Origin of the sequence: Burkholderia sp. WTPI3, from assembly GCF_021483755.1 — a bacterium.
Classification (GTDB): Bacteria; Pseudomonadota; Gammaproteobacteria; order Burkholderiales; family Burkholderiaceae; genus Burkholderia.
This window is the reverse complement of record NZ_JAGIXF010000012.1, coordinates 65,636-82,464: the sequence shown is the minus strand read 5'-3', so window position 1 is coordinate 82,464 and position 16,829 is coordinate 65,636. Positions and strand designations below refer to the sequence as shown.

The window sequence follows — 16,829 nt, the reverse complement described above, 5'->3', positions numbered from 1 at the left end:
GCGGACGACAGGCTCATTGATCAGCGTTTCCCTAGGGTGAAACATAATTTTCGAGATAAAATCGCGGGTCGCGTCCATGTCCAAAGCTGGCGGGCATGGTCAATCTCCTCTCCCATCTGCCGTACACCCCCCGGGCCGCTTTGCTTTTCGCATGCAATAACAGGGAAATCACGCAGTCAGCCAGTAAGAAAGATACAAGCACATGAGCAAATGCGTCGCTTTAGTCGGATTGGCGTTTCGATTTCCTGGAACAGATAGTCGTCACTACTGGAACGACCTGCTCAACGGCAAGGACTGCGTCACCGAAGTCGAAGCCGGCAGATGGTCGAAAGACGCATATCTGCATCCAGCCAAGGACCATCCGGGTACCGCCTACACGTTCGCTGCGGGTTCGATCGGCGACGTCTCTGGTTTCGATGCGGATTTCTTCGGCATTTCGCCACGCGAAGCCGCACTGATGGACCCGCAGCAACGACTGTTGCTGGAACTGGGCTGGGAAAGCATCGAAAGCGCCGGCATCAAGCCTTCGTCGCTGCGCGGCAGCGACTGCGGCGTGTTCGTCGGCATCGCCAGCGCCGACTATTCGTACCGGATGGCAGACGACCTCGCGACGGTCGATGCGTCCATGGCGACCGGCAATACGGCCAGCATCGCGGCCAACCGCCTGTCCTACGTCTTCGACCTGCGCGGCCCGAGCCTGGCCGTCGATACCGCGTGCTCGTCGGCGATGGTGGCCTTCCACCTCGCCTGCCGCGCGATCGCCAACGGCGAAATCAGCCACGCAATCGCGGGCGGCGTCAGCCTGCACCTGCATCCGTACGGCTTCATCACGTTCTCGAAGGCGTCGATGCTGTCGCCCAACGGGCGCTGCAAGGCCTTCGACGCGTCCGGCGACGGCTACGTGCGCTCGGAAGGCGGCGGCCTGTTCCTGCTGAAGGACTACGACCAGGCCGTGGCCGATGGCGACCGCATCCTCGCCGTCGTGGCCGGCACCGCGGTGAACACCGACGGCCGCAAGTCCGGCCTGACCGTGCCGAGCGTGGACGCCCAGACCGCGCTGATGCGCCAGGTCTACGAGCAGGCCGGCATTCCGCCGAGCGCGATCGACTACCTGGAAGCCCACGGCACCGGCACGCCGGTCGGCGATCCGATCGAAACCCGCGCGATCGGGCAGGCGCTCGGCCAGCACCGCGCCGCCGATGCGCCGCTGCCGATCGGGTCGGTCAAGAGCAACCTCGGCCACCTCGAAGCGGCATCCGGCGTCGCCGGGCTCGTCAAGGCGATCTACAGCCTCCAGCATCGCGTGGTGCCGGGCACGATCGGCATCAAGGAATTCAATCCGAATATCCGCTTCGACGACTGGAACATCGAAGTCCTGACCAAACCGTATCCGCTGCGCGAAACGGGCACGCTGACCATCGGCGTCAATTCGTTCGGTTTCGGCGGCGCCAACGCGCACGTGATCCTGCAAACGCCCGCCGAAGCGGCCGGCACGCCGGATACGCGCGCGGCAGCGGCAACGACGGCCGCCGTGCCGATGATCGTCACCGGCCGCAGCAGCGCGGCACTGCAGGCCAACGCCCGCAAGCTCGCCGATACGCTGCGCGGCCCGGACGCGCCGGCGCTGTACGACGTCGCGCATGAAGCCGCGCTGCGTCGCGACTGGCACGAAAAGCGCGCGGTCGTGTTCGGCACCGACAGCGAACATGTCGCGCAGTTGCTCGAGCAGCTTGGCGCCGACGATGCGGCGAACCCGTCGATCCACGAAGGCGTCGGCGTGCGCGACGCGCAAGGCCCGGTCTTCGTGTATTCCGGCAACGGCTCGCAATGGGCGGGGATGGGCTGCAAGCTGCTCGCGCATCCGGTCTTCAAGCAGACGATCGTCGAAATCGATCGCCTGTTCGCCGAGCTCGCCGACTGGTCGCTCAACGCGCTGTTCGAACGCGACGCGCAGGACGGCATCTACGAGCGCACAGAAATCGCGCAGCCAGCACTGTTCGCGCTGCAGGTCGGCGTGACGCGCATGCTCGCCGAGCAAGGCGTGCGGCCCACCGCCGTCGTCGGACACAGCGTCGGCGAAGTCGCCGCCGCGTGGGCGTGCGGCGCGCTCTCGCTCGCCGATGCCGTCGCGGTCATCTATCACCGCAGCCAGCAGCAAGGGCTCACGAAGGGCAAGGGACGCATGGCGGCCGTCGGCATCGACGGCGTCGCCACCGCCGCGCTGCTCGACGAACTCGGCCTGCAGAACGTGCTGTGTGTCGCCGGCTACAACAGCGCCAAGGGCGCCACGCTGGCCGGCGCACCGCACGCGCTGGAGCAGGTCGGCCAGGTGCTCGCCGAGCGCCGCGTGTTCTACAAGCAGCTCGACCTCGATTACGCGTTCCACAGCAGCGCGATGGATTCGATCGAAGCCCCGCTCAAGCAGGCGCTGGCCCATATCCGGCCGCAGCGCGCGAGCGTGCCGTTCTTCTCGACCGTGGCCGGCGCCGAGCTCGACGGCACCGCGCTCGATGCCGACTACTGGTGGCGCAACATTCGCGTGCCGGTGCGCTTCGAGCAGGCGCTCGACAGTCTCGTCACGCAAGGCAGCAACGTGCTGATCGAAGTCGGCCCGGCGCCCGTGCTGCGCAACTACGTCAACGAAACGCTCAAGCAGCACGGCAAGACCGGCCACTGCATCCCGACCGGCCGCCGCACCGACGACGCGCCCGAGCGCGTGGAGGCAGCCGTCGCGCAAACGCTGATCAGCGGTGCGCCGATCGACTGGACGCGGTTCTTCCCGAGCGACGCGGCCCGCGCCAAACTGCCCTCGTACGCGTGGCAACGCGAGCGTTACTGGCACCCGGTCACCACCGAGTCGCTGAACCAGCTCGGCCGCCGTCGCGTTCACCCGCTGCTCGGCTACAAGATGACCCAGCAGACCCAGCCTGCATGGGAAAACCAGCTCGATACGCTGCTCCAGCCGTGGCTCGCCGACCACGTCGTCGGTCACGCGACCGTCTTCCCGGGCTCCGGCTTCGCGGAAATCGCGCTCGCCGCCGCGCTTCAATGGCACCCCGGCGACCACGCGGACATCGAGGAACTGGAGATTTATGCGCCGCTGCTGCTGTCCGCCGCGCCGAGCAAGATCACCCGCCTGTCGCTCGACGAAGGCGATAGCCGCTTCAGGCTGCGCAGCAAGCAGGTCGGCAGCACCGATCCGTGGACCGAGCACGCCAGCGGCCGCCTGCTGGCGGGCGCGAACGCACAGCAACTGGCCGAAACCGCGCCCGCACTGCCCGAGCGCGAGCCCGACTTCACCGGCGCTACGCACCTCGCGCTGACACGCGCGGCCGAACTCGACTACGGTCCGGCCTTCCAGGCCGTGTCGCACGGCTGGATCGAGTCGCCGCAAAGCGTGGTGGCCGTGCTGCACGCGCCGCAAGCGCTGGCCGACAGCCTGCCCCACAGCCTGCTGCACCCCGCCCTGCTCGACTGCACGTTCCAGCTCATCATCCAGATGCTGAAGGATGATCCCTCGCTGGGACAAGGCATCGCGTTCGTGCCGACCCGTATCGGCCGGCTGCGCTGGCGCGCCGGGCAAGGCACGCCGCACCGTGTGCGTGCGCGCCTGCTGAAGCGGGCGCCGCATTCGCTCACCGCCGAATTCGCGATCTTCGACGAACATGGGCAGCAGATCGCAGCCGTCAGCGAAGCACGCTTTCGCAGCGTGCGCCTGGCGAAGGCGCACAGCGAGCCGCTCTCGTTCCTCGATTACGCCGCCACGCCGAGCCCGCATCCGCAGAGCCAGCAGCCCGCGAACACCGCGCTGCGACGCAACTCGCTGCAGCCCGCGCTGCGCGCTGCGGTCCGCTCCATCGCGACCGACGGTCTGCTCGAACGCTATGCGCAGGAAGTCGATCCGCTGCTGGAAACGCTGTGCGACCGCTATGCCGCCGAAGCGCTGTTGACGCTGTCGACCGACGGCCGGCTGGACGCCGCCGCGCTCGCCGCCTGTCGCGATGCCGCACCGCATGCCGCCCCGCTGCTCGACTGGGCACTCGGCCGTAGCGCGCACCGGCTGCCGGATTCGCAGGACTGGCAGATCGATGTGCCGCAAGACGACGGCGCCAGCACCAGCGACATCTGGAACAGCCTGCTGCGCGAATACCCCGACTACTTCACGCTGGTTCACGCAACCGGCCGCGTTGGCCTGCACCTGCCGGCCCTGCTCAGCGGTGAAACCGCGTGGGCCAACGTCTGCCCGCGCGACGTCACACCCGTGGAGCTCGCGCACTACGTGCTGGGCGACGAAGCGAACCAGCGGCTCTCCGACACGCTCAGCGCGCACCTCGAGAAGGCACTCGTTGCCCGCGCGCCCGACCAGCGCCTCGGCATTCTGGAAATCGGCGCCGGTGCATCACGCGTGGCTGCCGACCTGTGCCGCCATCTCGATTTCGCGGTTGCCGACTTCAGCTACGCCAGCTCCGAAGACGCGGCGCTCGAACACGCGGAACGCCTGCGCGAGCATTGCCCGGAGCTGTCGATCCAGCGGATCGACCCAAGCGCGACAAGCCCGAGCCGCGACGCCGACCTGATCGTCTTCCATTGCGACTTCGGCAACCTGGATGCGGCCCGGCTGGCGCTGCAATACGGCGCGAACCGCCTCAAGCCCGGCGGCACGCTGCTGCTGTGGGGCACGCAGCCGGCCGCATGGATGGACTTCATCTTCGGCGGCAATGCCGCGTGGTGGGCCAAGCGCGCCGACGGCACGCCGGTCTCGCCGCAACGCACGGCCGCCTACTGGCAAACCGAACTGGCGCAACTCGGCCTGGAATGTGACGAGCCGCTGGAACTCGCGCCGGAAAGCGCGTGCGGCCCCTATCTGCTCGCGGCCGGCCTGCCCGTGGAAGCAGCCGCCGTCGCGCAGCCGCAACCCCCTCAAGGCGGCTGGCTGATTCTCTCGGATGCGCACACGGCCGGCGAATCCGGCCCCGCGCGCAAGCTCGCCGCCCATCTATCGAGCCGTCGCCGCCTGCCGGTGCGCGTCGAGACCGACGTCACACCCGAGCAGCTGGATGCGGTAATCCAGCGCGCGCAAGCCGAGCTCGGCGAAATTCGCGGCATCGTGCATCTCGCCGGTCTCGCATACGGCGCGAACCTCGCCGACGGCGACGATCCGCAACGCCTGCTGCAGGCCCAGGTGCAGCGCTGCGCGCTGGCCGCCGGGCTCGCATCGGCGTGCGAACGCGCGGGCCTGAAGACCACGATGTGGCTGCTGACGGCCGGCGCCGCGCCGTTCCTGCCGAGCGCACCGACCAGCCGCTACGCGACGCTGAACGACGCTTCGCTGTGGCTGTACGGCCGCACGATGATCAACGAGGCCGCCGGATTCGACGTTCGCCTCGTCGACCTGCCGCAGACCGAACCGGTGCCGCTCGACGCGCTCGCGCGCGAACTGTTGTGGCCGGACGGTGAACAGGAAATCGCGCTCGGCGCAGCGGGCGAGCGCTATGCGCCGCGCCTGCGCAAGAATCCGCGCCCGCATTCCACAGCGCCGGCGACGCCCGCTTCCGCGACCGATACCGCGATGCGTCTCGGCTTCGAAGTGCCCGGCCAGTTGCGCAACCTGCGCTGGGAAGCCCATACGCTGCCCGACGTGCGCGAGGACGAGCTGCAGATCCGCGTCGAAGCCACCGGCCTGAATTTCCGTGACGTGATGTACACGCTGGGCCTGCTGTCCGACGAAGCGATCGAAAACGGCTTTGCCGGACCGACGCTCGGGCTCGAATTCTCGGGCGTCGTCGAGCGCGTCGGCCGCAAGGTCACCGGATACAAACCGGGCGACGCCGTCGTCGGCTTCGGGCCGGCCAGCTTCGGCAACCGCGTCGTCACGCAGTCGAGCGCGCTGTCGCACATTCCGCGCAGCCTGTCGTTCGAAGCCGCGGCCACCATTCCGAGCACGTTCTTCACCGTCTACTACGCGTTCCATCACCTCGCCCGGCTCGAACCCGGCGAGCGCGTGCTGATCCACGGCGCGGCCGGCGGCGTCGGCATCGCCGCGATCCAGTTCGCACAATGGATCGGCGCGGAGATTCACGCGAGCGCGGGCTCGGACGAGAAACGCGACTTCCTGCGCCTGATGGGCGTGAAGCACATCTACGATTCGCGCTCGCTCGAGTTCGCCGACGAGATCCTCGCCGCGACCGATGGCGAAGGCGTCGACGTCGTGCTCAACTCGCTCGCGGGCGAAGCCATCAACCGCAACCTGCGCGCGCTCAAGCCGTTCGGCCGCTTCCTGGAACTCGGCAAACGCGACTTCTACGAAAACACGCGCATCGGCCTGCGTCCGTTCCGCAACAACATCAGCTACTTCGGCATCGACGCCGACCAGCTGATGTCGAAGCGCCCGGATCTGACGCGACGCCTGTACGGCGAGATGATGGCGCTGTTCGAGGAGGGCGTGCTCCGTCCGCTCCCTTATCACGCCTTCGACGCAAACGATATCGTCGACGCGTTCCGCCATATGCAACAGGCACGCCAGATCGGCAAGATCGTCGTGACCTATCGTCGCGGCCTGCAGGCAAGCGCGGCGGCACAAACCGCCGCCCCCGCGGACGAACTGCGTTTGCGCGACGAGGCGAGCTATCTCGTCACCGGCGGCCTGTCCGGCTTCGGCCTGCGCACCGCGCAATGGCTGGCCGACAAGGGCGCGCGCCACCTCGTGCTCGCGAGCCGAAGCGGCCCCGCGTCGGACGAGGCAAAGGAAGCGATCGCCGCGCTGCGAGAACGCGGCGTGGACGTGCATGCCGCCGCGTGCGACGTCACCGATCGCGCGGCGCTCGCCGCGCTGCTCGCGCACGTCGACGCGCACATGCCGCCGCTGCGCGGCATCGTGCACGCCGCGATGGTCATCGACGACGGGCTCGTGCGTGGTGCAACCGCCGCGCAAATCGAACGCGTGATGGCGCCCAAGATCATCGGCGCACTGCATCTCGACGAACTCACGTGCGCGCGGCCGCTCGACTTCTTCGTGTTCCACTCGTCGGGCACGACGCTGTTCGGCAACCCGGGGCAATCGAACTACGTGGCCGCCAACGGCTGGCTCGAAGCACTGGCCCGCCTGCGGCGCGCACGCGGGCTTCCCGCGACCAGCCCGCGCTGGGGCGCGATTGCCGATGCCGGCTTCCTCGCGCGCAACCAGAAGGTCAAGGACGCGCTGCAAAACCGCATGGGCGGCAGCGCCCTGCCCGCCGCGACGGCGCTCGATGCGCTGGAAGACATGCTGCTGGGCGGCGTCGGCGACCTCGGCGTGCTGGAACTGGACTGGCGTGCGCTGTCGCGCTTCCTGCCGAGCGCGCAGACGCCCATGTTCGCCTGGGTCGCGCGCGACGCGGCAACGTCGCATCAGGACGAGGACGGCAGCGACGACGTCGCCGAGTTGCTGGCCACGCTAAACGACGAGGAACTGCACCCGGCCGTGGTCGACATGATCAAGCACGAAGTCAGCGAGATCCTGCGCGTGCCCGCGGACAAGATCGACCCCGATCGTTCGGTTTACGATATGGGCCTCGATTCGCTGATGGGTGTGGAGCTCGTGGTGGCGCTTGAAAGCCGCTTCGGCGTCCGGCTGCCCGTGATGGCGCTCTCCGAGAGCCCCACCATGACCAAGCTGGCCACGCGGTTGATCGAGGTGCTGCGCGGCGAAGAGCCGGCCGAGCCCGACACCGTTGCCCAGCAGGTGGCACATGTCGTGGCCCAGCATACCCAGGATGTTTCCAGCGAAGCGATCGCCGAGTTCACCGACGAAATCAAGGCTGCACAAGAAGCCGGCCACAAGCCGGAACGCATGATCCGATAAGCGCGACATGAGCAAGACCAAAACCACCGGACTGCCGGGCCTCACCTCGGCCCTGAAGAACAAGCTCATCCAGCAGGCGCTCGAGCGCAAGCTGCGTGAAGCCGGGCGCGAGCAGCCCGCCGCCGCGCCGGCGGCGGGCCGCAGAACGGCAGCTTCCGTGCCGGAAGCCTACACGCGCTTCGACCAGTATCCGGGCTATCGGCAGTTGCGCATCATGAGCGACGGCGCGGCGCGCCTTGGCTTGCGCAGCCCGTTCTTCAAGCTGCATGAAGGGACGGCCGGTGCGCAAACCTGCATCGGCGGTCATACATACGTCAACTACGCCAGTTACAACTACCTCGACATGTCGGGCGACCCCGTCGTCTCGCAAGCCGCGAAGGATGCGATCGACCGCTACGGCACGTCGGTTTCCGCGAGCCGCCTGGTGTCCGGCGAACGGCCGATCCACCGCGAGCTCGAACGAGCGCTCGCCGAGTTGTACGGAGTGGACGACGCCATCACGTTCGTGAGCGGCCATGCGGCCAACGTGACGACGATCGGCTACCTGTTCGGCCCGCGCGATCTCGTCATTCATGACGAACTGATCCACAACAGCGTGCTGCAGGGGATCCAGTTGTCGGGGGCGAAGCGCTTTTCGTTCGCGCACAACGACGCCGATGCGCTCGAGCGGCTGCTGACGGAACAGCGGCATCAGTTCGAGCGCGTGCTGATCGTGCTGGAAGGCATCTACAGCATGGACGGCGACTACCCCGACCTGCCGCGCTTCGTCGACATCAAGCGCCGTCACCGGGCGTTCCTGATGGTGGACGAGGCCCATTCGCTGGGCGTGATGGGCAAGACCGGGCGCGGGATTCGCGAGCACTTCGGCCTTGCCGGCGATGCCGTCGACATCTGGATGGGCACGCTGAGCAAATCGCTGGCCGGCTGTGGTGGCTATATCGCCGGCGAGACGGCGCTCATCGAACATTTGAAATTTCTGGCGCCCGGGTTCCTGTATAGCGTGGGGATGCCGCCGCCGGTCGCGGCCGCTTCTCTCGCAGCGCTGCGGCGCATGCTGGAATTGCCTGAGCGCGTGGCCACGCTTCAGGCGCGCGGACAGTACTTTCTTGCGCAGGCCAAGGCAGCGGGAATCGATACGGGCAGCAGCGCGGGGATTGCTGTCGTTCCGGCGATTCTCGGCAGCTCGCTACGGGCGACCAAGTGGTCGGACGCCCTGTTCGAACAAGGAATCAATGTGCAGCCCATTCTTTATCCGGCGGTGCCGGAGCAGTCGGCGCGGTTGAGGTTTTTCATCGCTTGCACGCATAGTGAAGCGCAGATCGACCAGACCGTGCAGGCAATGAAGGGTTTGCTCGAGAAACGATAGTCCCGGTACGTTGAGTACGCGGTCCATTCCAATTCCAAATCAATCAACGACTCATGAAAATCGCTATCGCCGGCACCGGCTATGTCGGGCTTTCCAACGGTATCCTGCTTGCTCAGCACCACGAAGTCGTCGCGCTGGACATCGTTCCCGAGAAGGTGGAGATGCTCAATCGCAAGCAGTCTCCGATCATCGATACCGAGATCGAGGACTATCTCGCGAACAAGCGCCTGAACTTCCGTGCGACGCTGGACAAGCACGAGGCCTATGAAGGGGCGGACTACGTCATTATCGCCACGCCAACCGATTACGATCCGGAGACCAACTACTTCAATACACGCTCGATCGAAGCCGTGATCAAGGACGTGAAGGCGATCAATCCGCGCGCGGTGATGGTGATCAAGTCGACCGTGCCGGTCGGATACACGGCGAAGGTTCGACAGGAGCTGGATTGCGATCACGTGATCTTCTCGCCTGAATTCCTGCGCGAAGGTCGCGCGCTGCACGATAACCTGCATCCGTCGCGTATCATCGTCGGCGAGCAATCGGAACGGGCCAAGGTGTTCGCCGAACTGCTCCAGGAAGGCGCGATCAAGAAGGACATCTCGGTGCTTTTTACCGACTCGACGGAAGCGGAAGCCATCAAGCTCTTCGCGAATACCTACCTCGCGATGCGTGTGTCGTACTTCAACGAGCTCGACACTTATGCGGCAACGCACGGGCTGGATACGCGGCAGATCATCGACGGGGTTTGTCTTGATCCGCGGATTGGCGGTCATTACAACAATCCGTCGTTCGGCTACGGCGGCTACTGTCTGCCCAAGGACACCAAGCAGCTCCTCGCCAACTACAAGGCCGTGCCGCAGAACCTGATTCAGGCTATCGTGGCGTCCAATACGACGCGCAAGGATTTCATCGCTGAAGACGTGCTGCGCCGCAAGCCGAAGGTGGTCGGGATCTATCGCCTCATCATGAAGAGCGGATCCGACAACTTCCGTGCGTCAAGCATTCAGGGCGTGATGAAACGGATCAAGGCGAAGGGTGTGGAGGTCATCGTGTACGAGCCCGCGCTGAAGGAGGAGTTGTTCTTTAGATCGCGTGTAGTAAACGATCTAGATCTATTTAAGCGCGAATCCGATGTAATCATCAGCAATCGGATGATTTCGTCTTTGCTGGATGTATCCGAAAAAGTATATACGAGAGATATCTTCGGAAGCGACTGAATTATTATGTTGAAATTAGGAATTGCTGGAATTGTGAAAAATGAGGCCGATGCTCTCATAGAGTGGATCGCCTATCACAAAGCGTTAGGTATAGACAAATTTTTCATCGCGGATAACGAAAGCACCGATGGGACGAAAGAGTTATTGACCGCCTTAAGTTCGAACGACTTCTTAGAGACCATTGACGCGAAAACGTTGCCTGACCTAAAACCTCAGCTACCCACTTACAAAAACTTGCTTGCGATTGCTTCAGGAAAAGTGGATGTGCTGGCATTTATCGATGCAGATGAATTTATAGCTCCATCCGACGGTGCTACAAGCATTAGATCATTTGTCGAAAAAATATTTATCAACCAAGACATTTCCGCCCTAGCGCTGAATTGGTCGACATTTGGATCATCCGGGGCAAAATTCCATGAAAATGGCTTGGTTATCGACAGATTTACGAAACGCGCCAAAATTGATCTCGGCATAAATCAACACTACAAAACATTCGTTCGCCCAGAACGCGCCACAGGATTTACCAATCCTCACCACGTCAATTTAACGAGTGGCCGCTATATCACATCGGATGAAAAAGATTTAACCCTACATCCGACGCATGGAAAAGGACTAAGCGCCAGCACCTGTTGGGAAGGAGCAAGAATAAATCACTACGCGACAAAATCGTTAGAAGAATTTTTGGTCGGAAAAAGCAAACGAGGAAGCGCATCTAAAATAGGTCGAATAAAGCATAAGGCCTATTTTATTGCACACGATAGGAATGACGAGGAGTGTCTCATAGCAAAAAACTTCTCATCACGAACGCAAGATGAGATGAGAAATCTAGACGAGATGATTCGAAATTTCGATGAAATCCAAAAAAACAAGCACGCAAGCACTCCAATCAATTGGATATCTAAAATAATCTCGAAAATCTGACATGAGACACATCAAACCTACTCGGATAACCCCTTACTCCTTTTGAGTCGAAATTCGACAACACCCAAAATCTGCATCGAGTCTAAAGACGACACACCGGGCTGTTACGACTCAGCCCGGAATTGCTTCACCAGCGATTGACTTACTGCAAACCACGCAGATGAGCTGTGCCGCCAAAATGATTGACCAATGTTCGCGAGCTACACATCAAGCCGAATCAATGGCAGCACAGGCACCAAACCGCTCATCCAAAAAAATCGAACACACAAATCGAGAGACACAGCCAACTATCTCAGCCACGAAAAGATACTTCATCAACTGAGCCGAATTCAGCCAAGTTACCTTCTTCGACGTTTTTACCGAACGATTAGACCCATGCGCTACCAATCTGACCAATCCTTAAATTCAGCCTCCCTTTACGTTACGAGCCAACCACATAGCAACCCCAAGCACTGTCATTGGATCACGCTCCGAACCAATCACATTCTTAAACCCCACCGGCGGCTTTGATCTATAGTTTTCAACGACATAGTTAGTTGGCAACGCCCCGTCTTTTCTCAACAATGCGATCATCTGCTCAGTGGGCTTTAAGAAATCTCCCCCATTATATGGAGGTGATATGATCAATATCGCCTGAATTCCTTGCTCTTTAGCCCAAATTATCTCATCTTCAACGAATTTTCTGTATCCCTCTGGGCGAGCCAAAAAATAATATGGTGGGCTATCAACCACCAACCCTCCACCATACTTCGCCATCTCGCGAACTGAATCCCATTTTCCATCACTAAAATTTGATGTCTCCCATTCATTCATATTTGGAGTTCTAACCGGCGCGACAATCTTAACGCCGTAACTCCGAGCGACATCAACGTACGATTTCCATTTAGGCAATGTTAAGCTACTTTGCATCACCTTAGGGGCATTAACATATGCCGCGCCCGGAAATATCCCCGCACTCTTGAATTGCTCATTCAGTTTCGACCAATAAACCTGCGGAAGAGAGGTTTCCCCAACCTCAATTACCGCTGGCCCGGTACCATCAAAAACTGATCCGACGGTCTTATGTAGATCAGGATTTGTGTTATCCCATATATATTTATGAATGTACAAGCTGACGCGCCCCGTCGAGCGGAGTGCCGCGCTATTGCTTGGGTCCGCCAACGCTTCAAAGCCATCAACACCACCGACAGCAATATTTCTCTTCATACTTTGCGAGAGTGCCTCAATCGGACAAAATACACCACTCGTCATGCCTAGAATCGCGACTCCAACCACGACACGTAAAACCTTCATATCACCTCCAACATGCATATAAAAATACGCACACAACGGTGCAGCGCCTATTCAGAGCAGTTACTCCGAAGCTCAGCCAACGTATCGTGCGAGGTGCGTCGGCATTAAAGCCGACACATCTCAATATAATCAAGGAGCAGCCCACCACATCGCTCACCCGATCATTTCTTTTCTCGCAATCATCCTCTCAGTCAGAAAGCGAATTTTTTCAAACTGTCACTCGAACTTAGACATCGAGACCCCATCCCAATAGAATTTCGAAATGATATTTCCATCATGCTTCAAGCCAACTCTGCAGCCAAGATGATCGACAATTTCTACAGTCGAGTTGCTAGGCAGCTTTTTCAGATCAAAATTAAATCCACCCCGTATCGCCTTGAACACCTTTTCCAGATCACCTCGACGCCCGGAGGTATCCACCGGAAAAATATCTCCCCCATCTACTTTTAGTCCGATTTGAAGTGGATAGTTTGAATCTGGTCCATACAACGCCCAACCACCGACGCTTGAACCGGAAACAACATCTATGTGACCACGTACATAATCGGGGAGATAGTCTTCCTTATACGAAGACCATTCATCAACATACTTTTTATAGGCAACCTTATTCCAATTATAGAGCTTATCCCAAGCCTCGTATAAGTTGAAACTTTCATCATCAACTTTACGCTGGATGGCTTCCGGCTTCGGGCCGTGCCAATGCACAATTGTCGCATCGTCACCTACACCCCAATACGGCTTCCAATTCATCCCCAGCGGCAATCTGTCCCATTTGCCATGATAAAATCTACGATAATTTTCCTGATCACATCCAGGCCATCCGGCGTTTAGATTGCGCACAATAAAATCCGAAAACTCTTTATATGACTCTCGCATTTTAGGAACATTTATAACAAGAACCCCAGAGTTGGCGTCATTATCATAATCGGCCATAGCCGCCTGCGGAGCACATGCAAATAGTTCCGGCCGAATTCCGGAAAAATTCGGTTGACCACGGAATATCACGTCGCAGTCGGTATAAAGGACAAACTCGTCCTCTTTTTCAATGAGAGGGATTTCCGTCCGAAGAAAGGCCCCCGATGCAATCGCCAAATACCCAGGCTCTGACTCGTCTCGCTTGGCGAGCGCATCGTAAAAACCAACCCGGTGAAATATGATATTGACGCCCTTCGCCCTCAGGAAATCGAGAAAATGGCTATCCACACCATCGTAGATGAGATATGGCTCAAAATTGGTATTAGCCAACGCCGAATTAACTGCGACTGCGATCAAATCACGCCAGCCGTGATTAGCCCTATCAATGGAGCTCTCGCTCAAGCAAAAATACCATTTTTTGATCATCTTATATCCAAACAATTCAAAATTAAAAATTAAAAATTAAAAATTCCAGCAAAGGCCTTCTTGCCGCCAGCCCCAACGATAGAGTTGAATTTTTATTATAAAACTGCTACATCCATAGTCAAGTGCTGCCTCGTATCGGCCTCGCCACATCCTCGATTCGTCACTATCGACATCAGACCTGGCCAAGGCCGAATCAGGTCCATGTATCTTCATATTTCCGGTCAAACCTAGAAATTCATATTTTCGGGCACCTAGTTCCGAGCACAAATATGGACTGCTCGGTGGATGCGGGGCTTTTATTAAATGAGCCGCTCAGCTTCCCTAGAGTCAATCGCGGGGCCTCGTCAGCCACGCGATCAAATTCACCACTCATTTTCCGCAATCAGGGAAAATTATGAATCATAATCCAATGGAAAAATTCTCATGATCTCGAGACAGATGCCGACTGTAATACGGATCCAGATTCAATGCATCGCCCCATCTCTCTTTCATATATTGAACTTCATCATTAAATCTTCTCACCTTTTCCGGACGGTCTTCCTTCCCTCTGCTTATAGACTCATGGTGAAATAGGGTCGCATAGGGTGTCCAGATATTTCTGTATCCGCTCTCTCTAACTCGAAGACAAAAATCGACGTCATTGAAGGCAACAGTCAAGTCGATTTCGTTCAACCCTTCAACCTCGTCATACACGTCTCGACGAACAAGTAAGCAGGCCGCAGTTACTGCGGATAGATTCTGAGCAAGCGTTAGCCTACCAAAATAGCCAGCATGATCTCCTGGAAAATATTTGTGAGAATGTCCGGCTACCCCGCCGATGCCTAAAATCACTCCTGCGTGTTGAATTGTCCCATTACTGTAGAGCAATTTTGCGCCTACGCAGCCAATTTCCTTTCGCATCACGTGCCTAACCATCTCCGTCAACCAATCCGGAGAAATCACTTCTACGTCGTTATTGACCAAACCCACTATCTGACCCGCTGCATGCTTTACTCCAAAATTATTGATCGCAGAATAATTAAATGGATGAGCGTATCGAACAACCCGGACCTTTTCACTACTTCTCTGAATATCATGGAAGAAACGGAGAGTTTCGGGTTCAACACTATCATTGTCGATAATGATAATTTCGAAATTCCTATACGTCGTCTTATCCAAAATGCTTCGTACCGCAACCTCAGTTACGTCGCGGTAATCTCTCGTTGGAATGATGAGACTGACAAGAGGCTGCAGCTCCTCAATAGGCCATTTGACATGATAAGAGTTGGGGATAACCCCGCGCTCTACCTCGATCCCATCGATTCCGATTTCATCAAAATAGTCTTGCAATGCCTTAATTCCGGCGACTTCAGTATAAGATTTTTCACCAGCAGACAACGCCGTAGAGCCAGGCAACACCCGCCAATGATATAAAATCTTAGAAATATGGATAATTTGATTTGATGCAATATGCGGCAAACACCTCAGCATCAAATCATAATCCTGGCTTCCTTCGACCCCACGTCGGAAACCACCGATTTTATTCAACAAAGATCGCTCGTAAACTCCGAGATGCGAAACATAATTCTGAGAATAGAACAGATCTGGATTCCAGTCGCTCTTGAAGTGAGGATCAAAACGCATCCCAAGCGAATTTATCTTATCTTCATCACTGTAGATAATTTTTACGGATTCTTTGCAATTGATTTCCTGCACGACGCTCAGCAAAGCATGCTCCGCCAAGAGATCATCATGGTCAAGCAATGCGATATAATCTCCAGACGCAATCGAAAGCGCGCTATTAGATGCTTCCGAAATATGCCCATTGATTTTTCGATAAATTATTTTTACTCTACTATCTCGGCGCGAATATTCATCCAATATTTGGCGCACATGTTCCTTTGGTGATGCATCGTCTGCAACACAAAGCTCCCAATATGGATAACTTTGATTGAAAACAGATTCGATACACTCACGCAGATATTTCTCATCCGTGTTATACGTCGGAACGATGACAGAAATTATTGGCGTCCTTTTCAATCCGTCAATTATTTTGCTGACCTCCTCTAGTTTCGGAAGAGAGGGACACTCAACGTTCTTGATCCATTCGTCGTAATTCGCTGCCGAAGAATCAACAAGAAAGCTTTCCTCATATACGTCAAAAGCGTCCTCCGGAGTCAGCTCAAAGCCTAATTCCCGAGACATGTTTTCCGATATCTGAGACACACCTTGATTTACAAACCTGGGGTGCGACATCGAAATTCTGGACAAAATTCGATCTAGCGCCACCTCATCAGAAATCCTTTCGATGCCGAGCCATTCGACCGAAAACTCACCTTCAGTCTCCATGGGATCAAAACGCAATCCAATAACGTTTTTCCGAACACGGATGAGTCGTTCAGATTTCTCACCGAGTTTATACCGAATGGAGAGAGAATTTTCCTCAGAAAATCCCGCCCCATAGTCAATATAAAATTTTGCGCAGCCGGAAACCTCTTTCGGATTCATTTTTACCGAAAAGCTATACCAGCCCGGCCCAGAAAAATAACCTAGATCGTTCGGAGAAAGGACAAAAGCTGGATCCTTGCCAAGAGATATCCAGGATTTTTCTTTTACATGGTTCAACTCTTGGCGGTGAGCAGCATTGAGAAGGAGATAGTTACGATTATCGAGGATCGCGTCTACCTTCTCATCAGATGTTGCCACCCCTTCCTCAAACCAGTCGAAGCACGGCTTCCGATTTAGAAGCAGTCCGTATCGACGAAAATGCTCAATGGGCGAAAGACCGCTCAGCGAAACATCGGCGTACTCTCGCGAGTACCAAATTGGATCAAAGCTTTGCAGTTTTTTTATAAAAGTAGTCATTTTT

General features: G+C 58.0%; 7 protein-coding genes. 4 read left to right on the top strand and 3 right to left on the bottom strand.

Annotated elements, in window-relative coordinates:
- Positions 1-202: 202 nt before the first annotated feature.
- From J7024_RS09145 to J7024_RS09130, 4 genes are read left to right on the top strand one after another with little or no spacing between them, the layout of a single operon-like run.
- Complete coding sequence (locus J7024_RS09145; protein WP_234744996.1) at positions 203-7,840, top strand: type I polyketide synthase; 7,638 nt, start codon at positions 203-205, stop codon at positions 7,838-7,840.
- A 7-nt stretch (positions 7,841-7,847) separates the two neighbouring features.
- Positions 7,848-9,206, top strand: coding sequence for an aminotransferase class I/II-fold pyridoxal phosphate-dependent enzyme (locus tag J7024_RS09140; protein ID WP_124830904.1), 1,359 nt, complete (start codon positions 7,848-7,850; stop codon positions 9,204-9,206).
- A 53-nt stretch (positions 9,207-9,259) separates the two neighbouring features.
- Positions 9,260-10,426 carry a nucleotide sugar dehydrogenase gene (locus J7024_RS09135; protein ID WP_234744995.1) on the top strand — a complete coding sequence of 389 codons (1,167 nt, stop codon included), beginning with the start codon at positions 9,260-9,262 and terminating at the stop codon, positions 10,424-10,426.
- A gap of 6 nt (positions 10,427-10,432) precedes the next feature.
- Positions 10,433-11,347, top strand: a complete 915-nt coding sequence (locus tag J7024_RS09130) for a glycosyltransferase family 2 protein (RefSeq protein WP_234744994.1) — start codon at positions 10,433-10,435, stop codon at positions 11,345-11,347.
- Positions 11,348-11,752: 405 nt separating this feature from the next.
- Here J7024_RS09130 and J7024_RS09125 read toward each other — a convergent pair whose 3' ends face one another.
- From J7024_RS09125 to J7024_RS09115, 3 genes are all read right to left on the bottom strand, one after another.
- Positions 11,753-12,640 carry a hypothetical protein gene (locus tag J7024_RS09125; protein WP_234744993.1) on the bottom strand — a complete coding sequence of 296 codons (888 nt, stop codon included), beginning with the start codon at positions 12,638-12,640 and terminating at the stop codon, positions 11,753-11,755.
- A gap of 216 nt (positions 12,641-12,856) precedes the next feature.
- Positions 12,857-13,981 (bottom strand): hypothetical protein, encoded by a 1,125-nt coding sequence (locus tag J7024_RS09120; protein WP_234744992.1) that lies wholly within the window; start codon positions 13,979-13,981, stop codon positions 12,857-12,859.
- Positions 13,982-14,380: 399 nt separating this feature from the next.
- A complete protein-coding gene (locus J7024_RS09115) occupies positions 14,381-16,825 on the bottom strand; it encodes a glycosyltransferase family 2 protein (protein ID WP_234744991.1) in 2,445 nt (814 codons plus the stop codon).
- Positions 16,826-16,829: the final 4 nt, after the last annotated feature.

Bases quoted from the DNA above. Each gene is read 5' to 3' on its own strand.
- J7024_RS09120 (WP_234744992.1), bottom strand. From the start codon at position 13,981: ATGATCAAAAAATGGTATTTTTGCTTGAGCGAGAGCTCCATTGATAGG.
- J7024_RS09130 (WP_234744994.1), top strand. From the start codon at position 10,433: ATGTTGAAATTAGGAATTGCTGGAATTGTGAAAAATGAGGCCGATGCT.
- J7024_RS09115 (WP_234744991.1), bottom strand. From the start codon at position 16,825: ATGACTACTTTTATAAAAAAACTGCAAAGCTTTGATCCAATTTGGTAC.
- J7024_RS09135 (WP_234744995.1), top strand. From the start codon at position 9,260: ATGAAAATCGCTATCGCCGGCACCGGCTATGTCGGGCTTTCCAACGGT.
- J7024_RS09125 (WP_234744993.1), bottom strand. From the start codon at position 12,640: ATGAAGGTTTTACGTGTCGTGGTTGGAGTCGCGATTCTAGGCATGACG.
- J7024_RS09145 (WP_234744996.1), top strand. From the start codon at position 203: ATGAGCAAATGCGTCGCTTTAGTCGGATTGGCGTTTCGATTTCCTGGA.
- J7024_RS09140 (WP_124830904.1), top strand. From the start codon at position 7,848: ATGAGCAAGACCAAAACCACCGGACTGCCGGGCCTCACCTCGGCCCTG.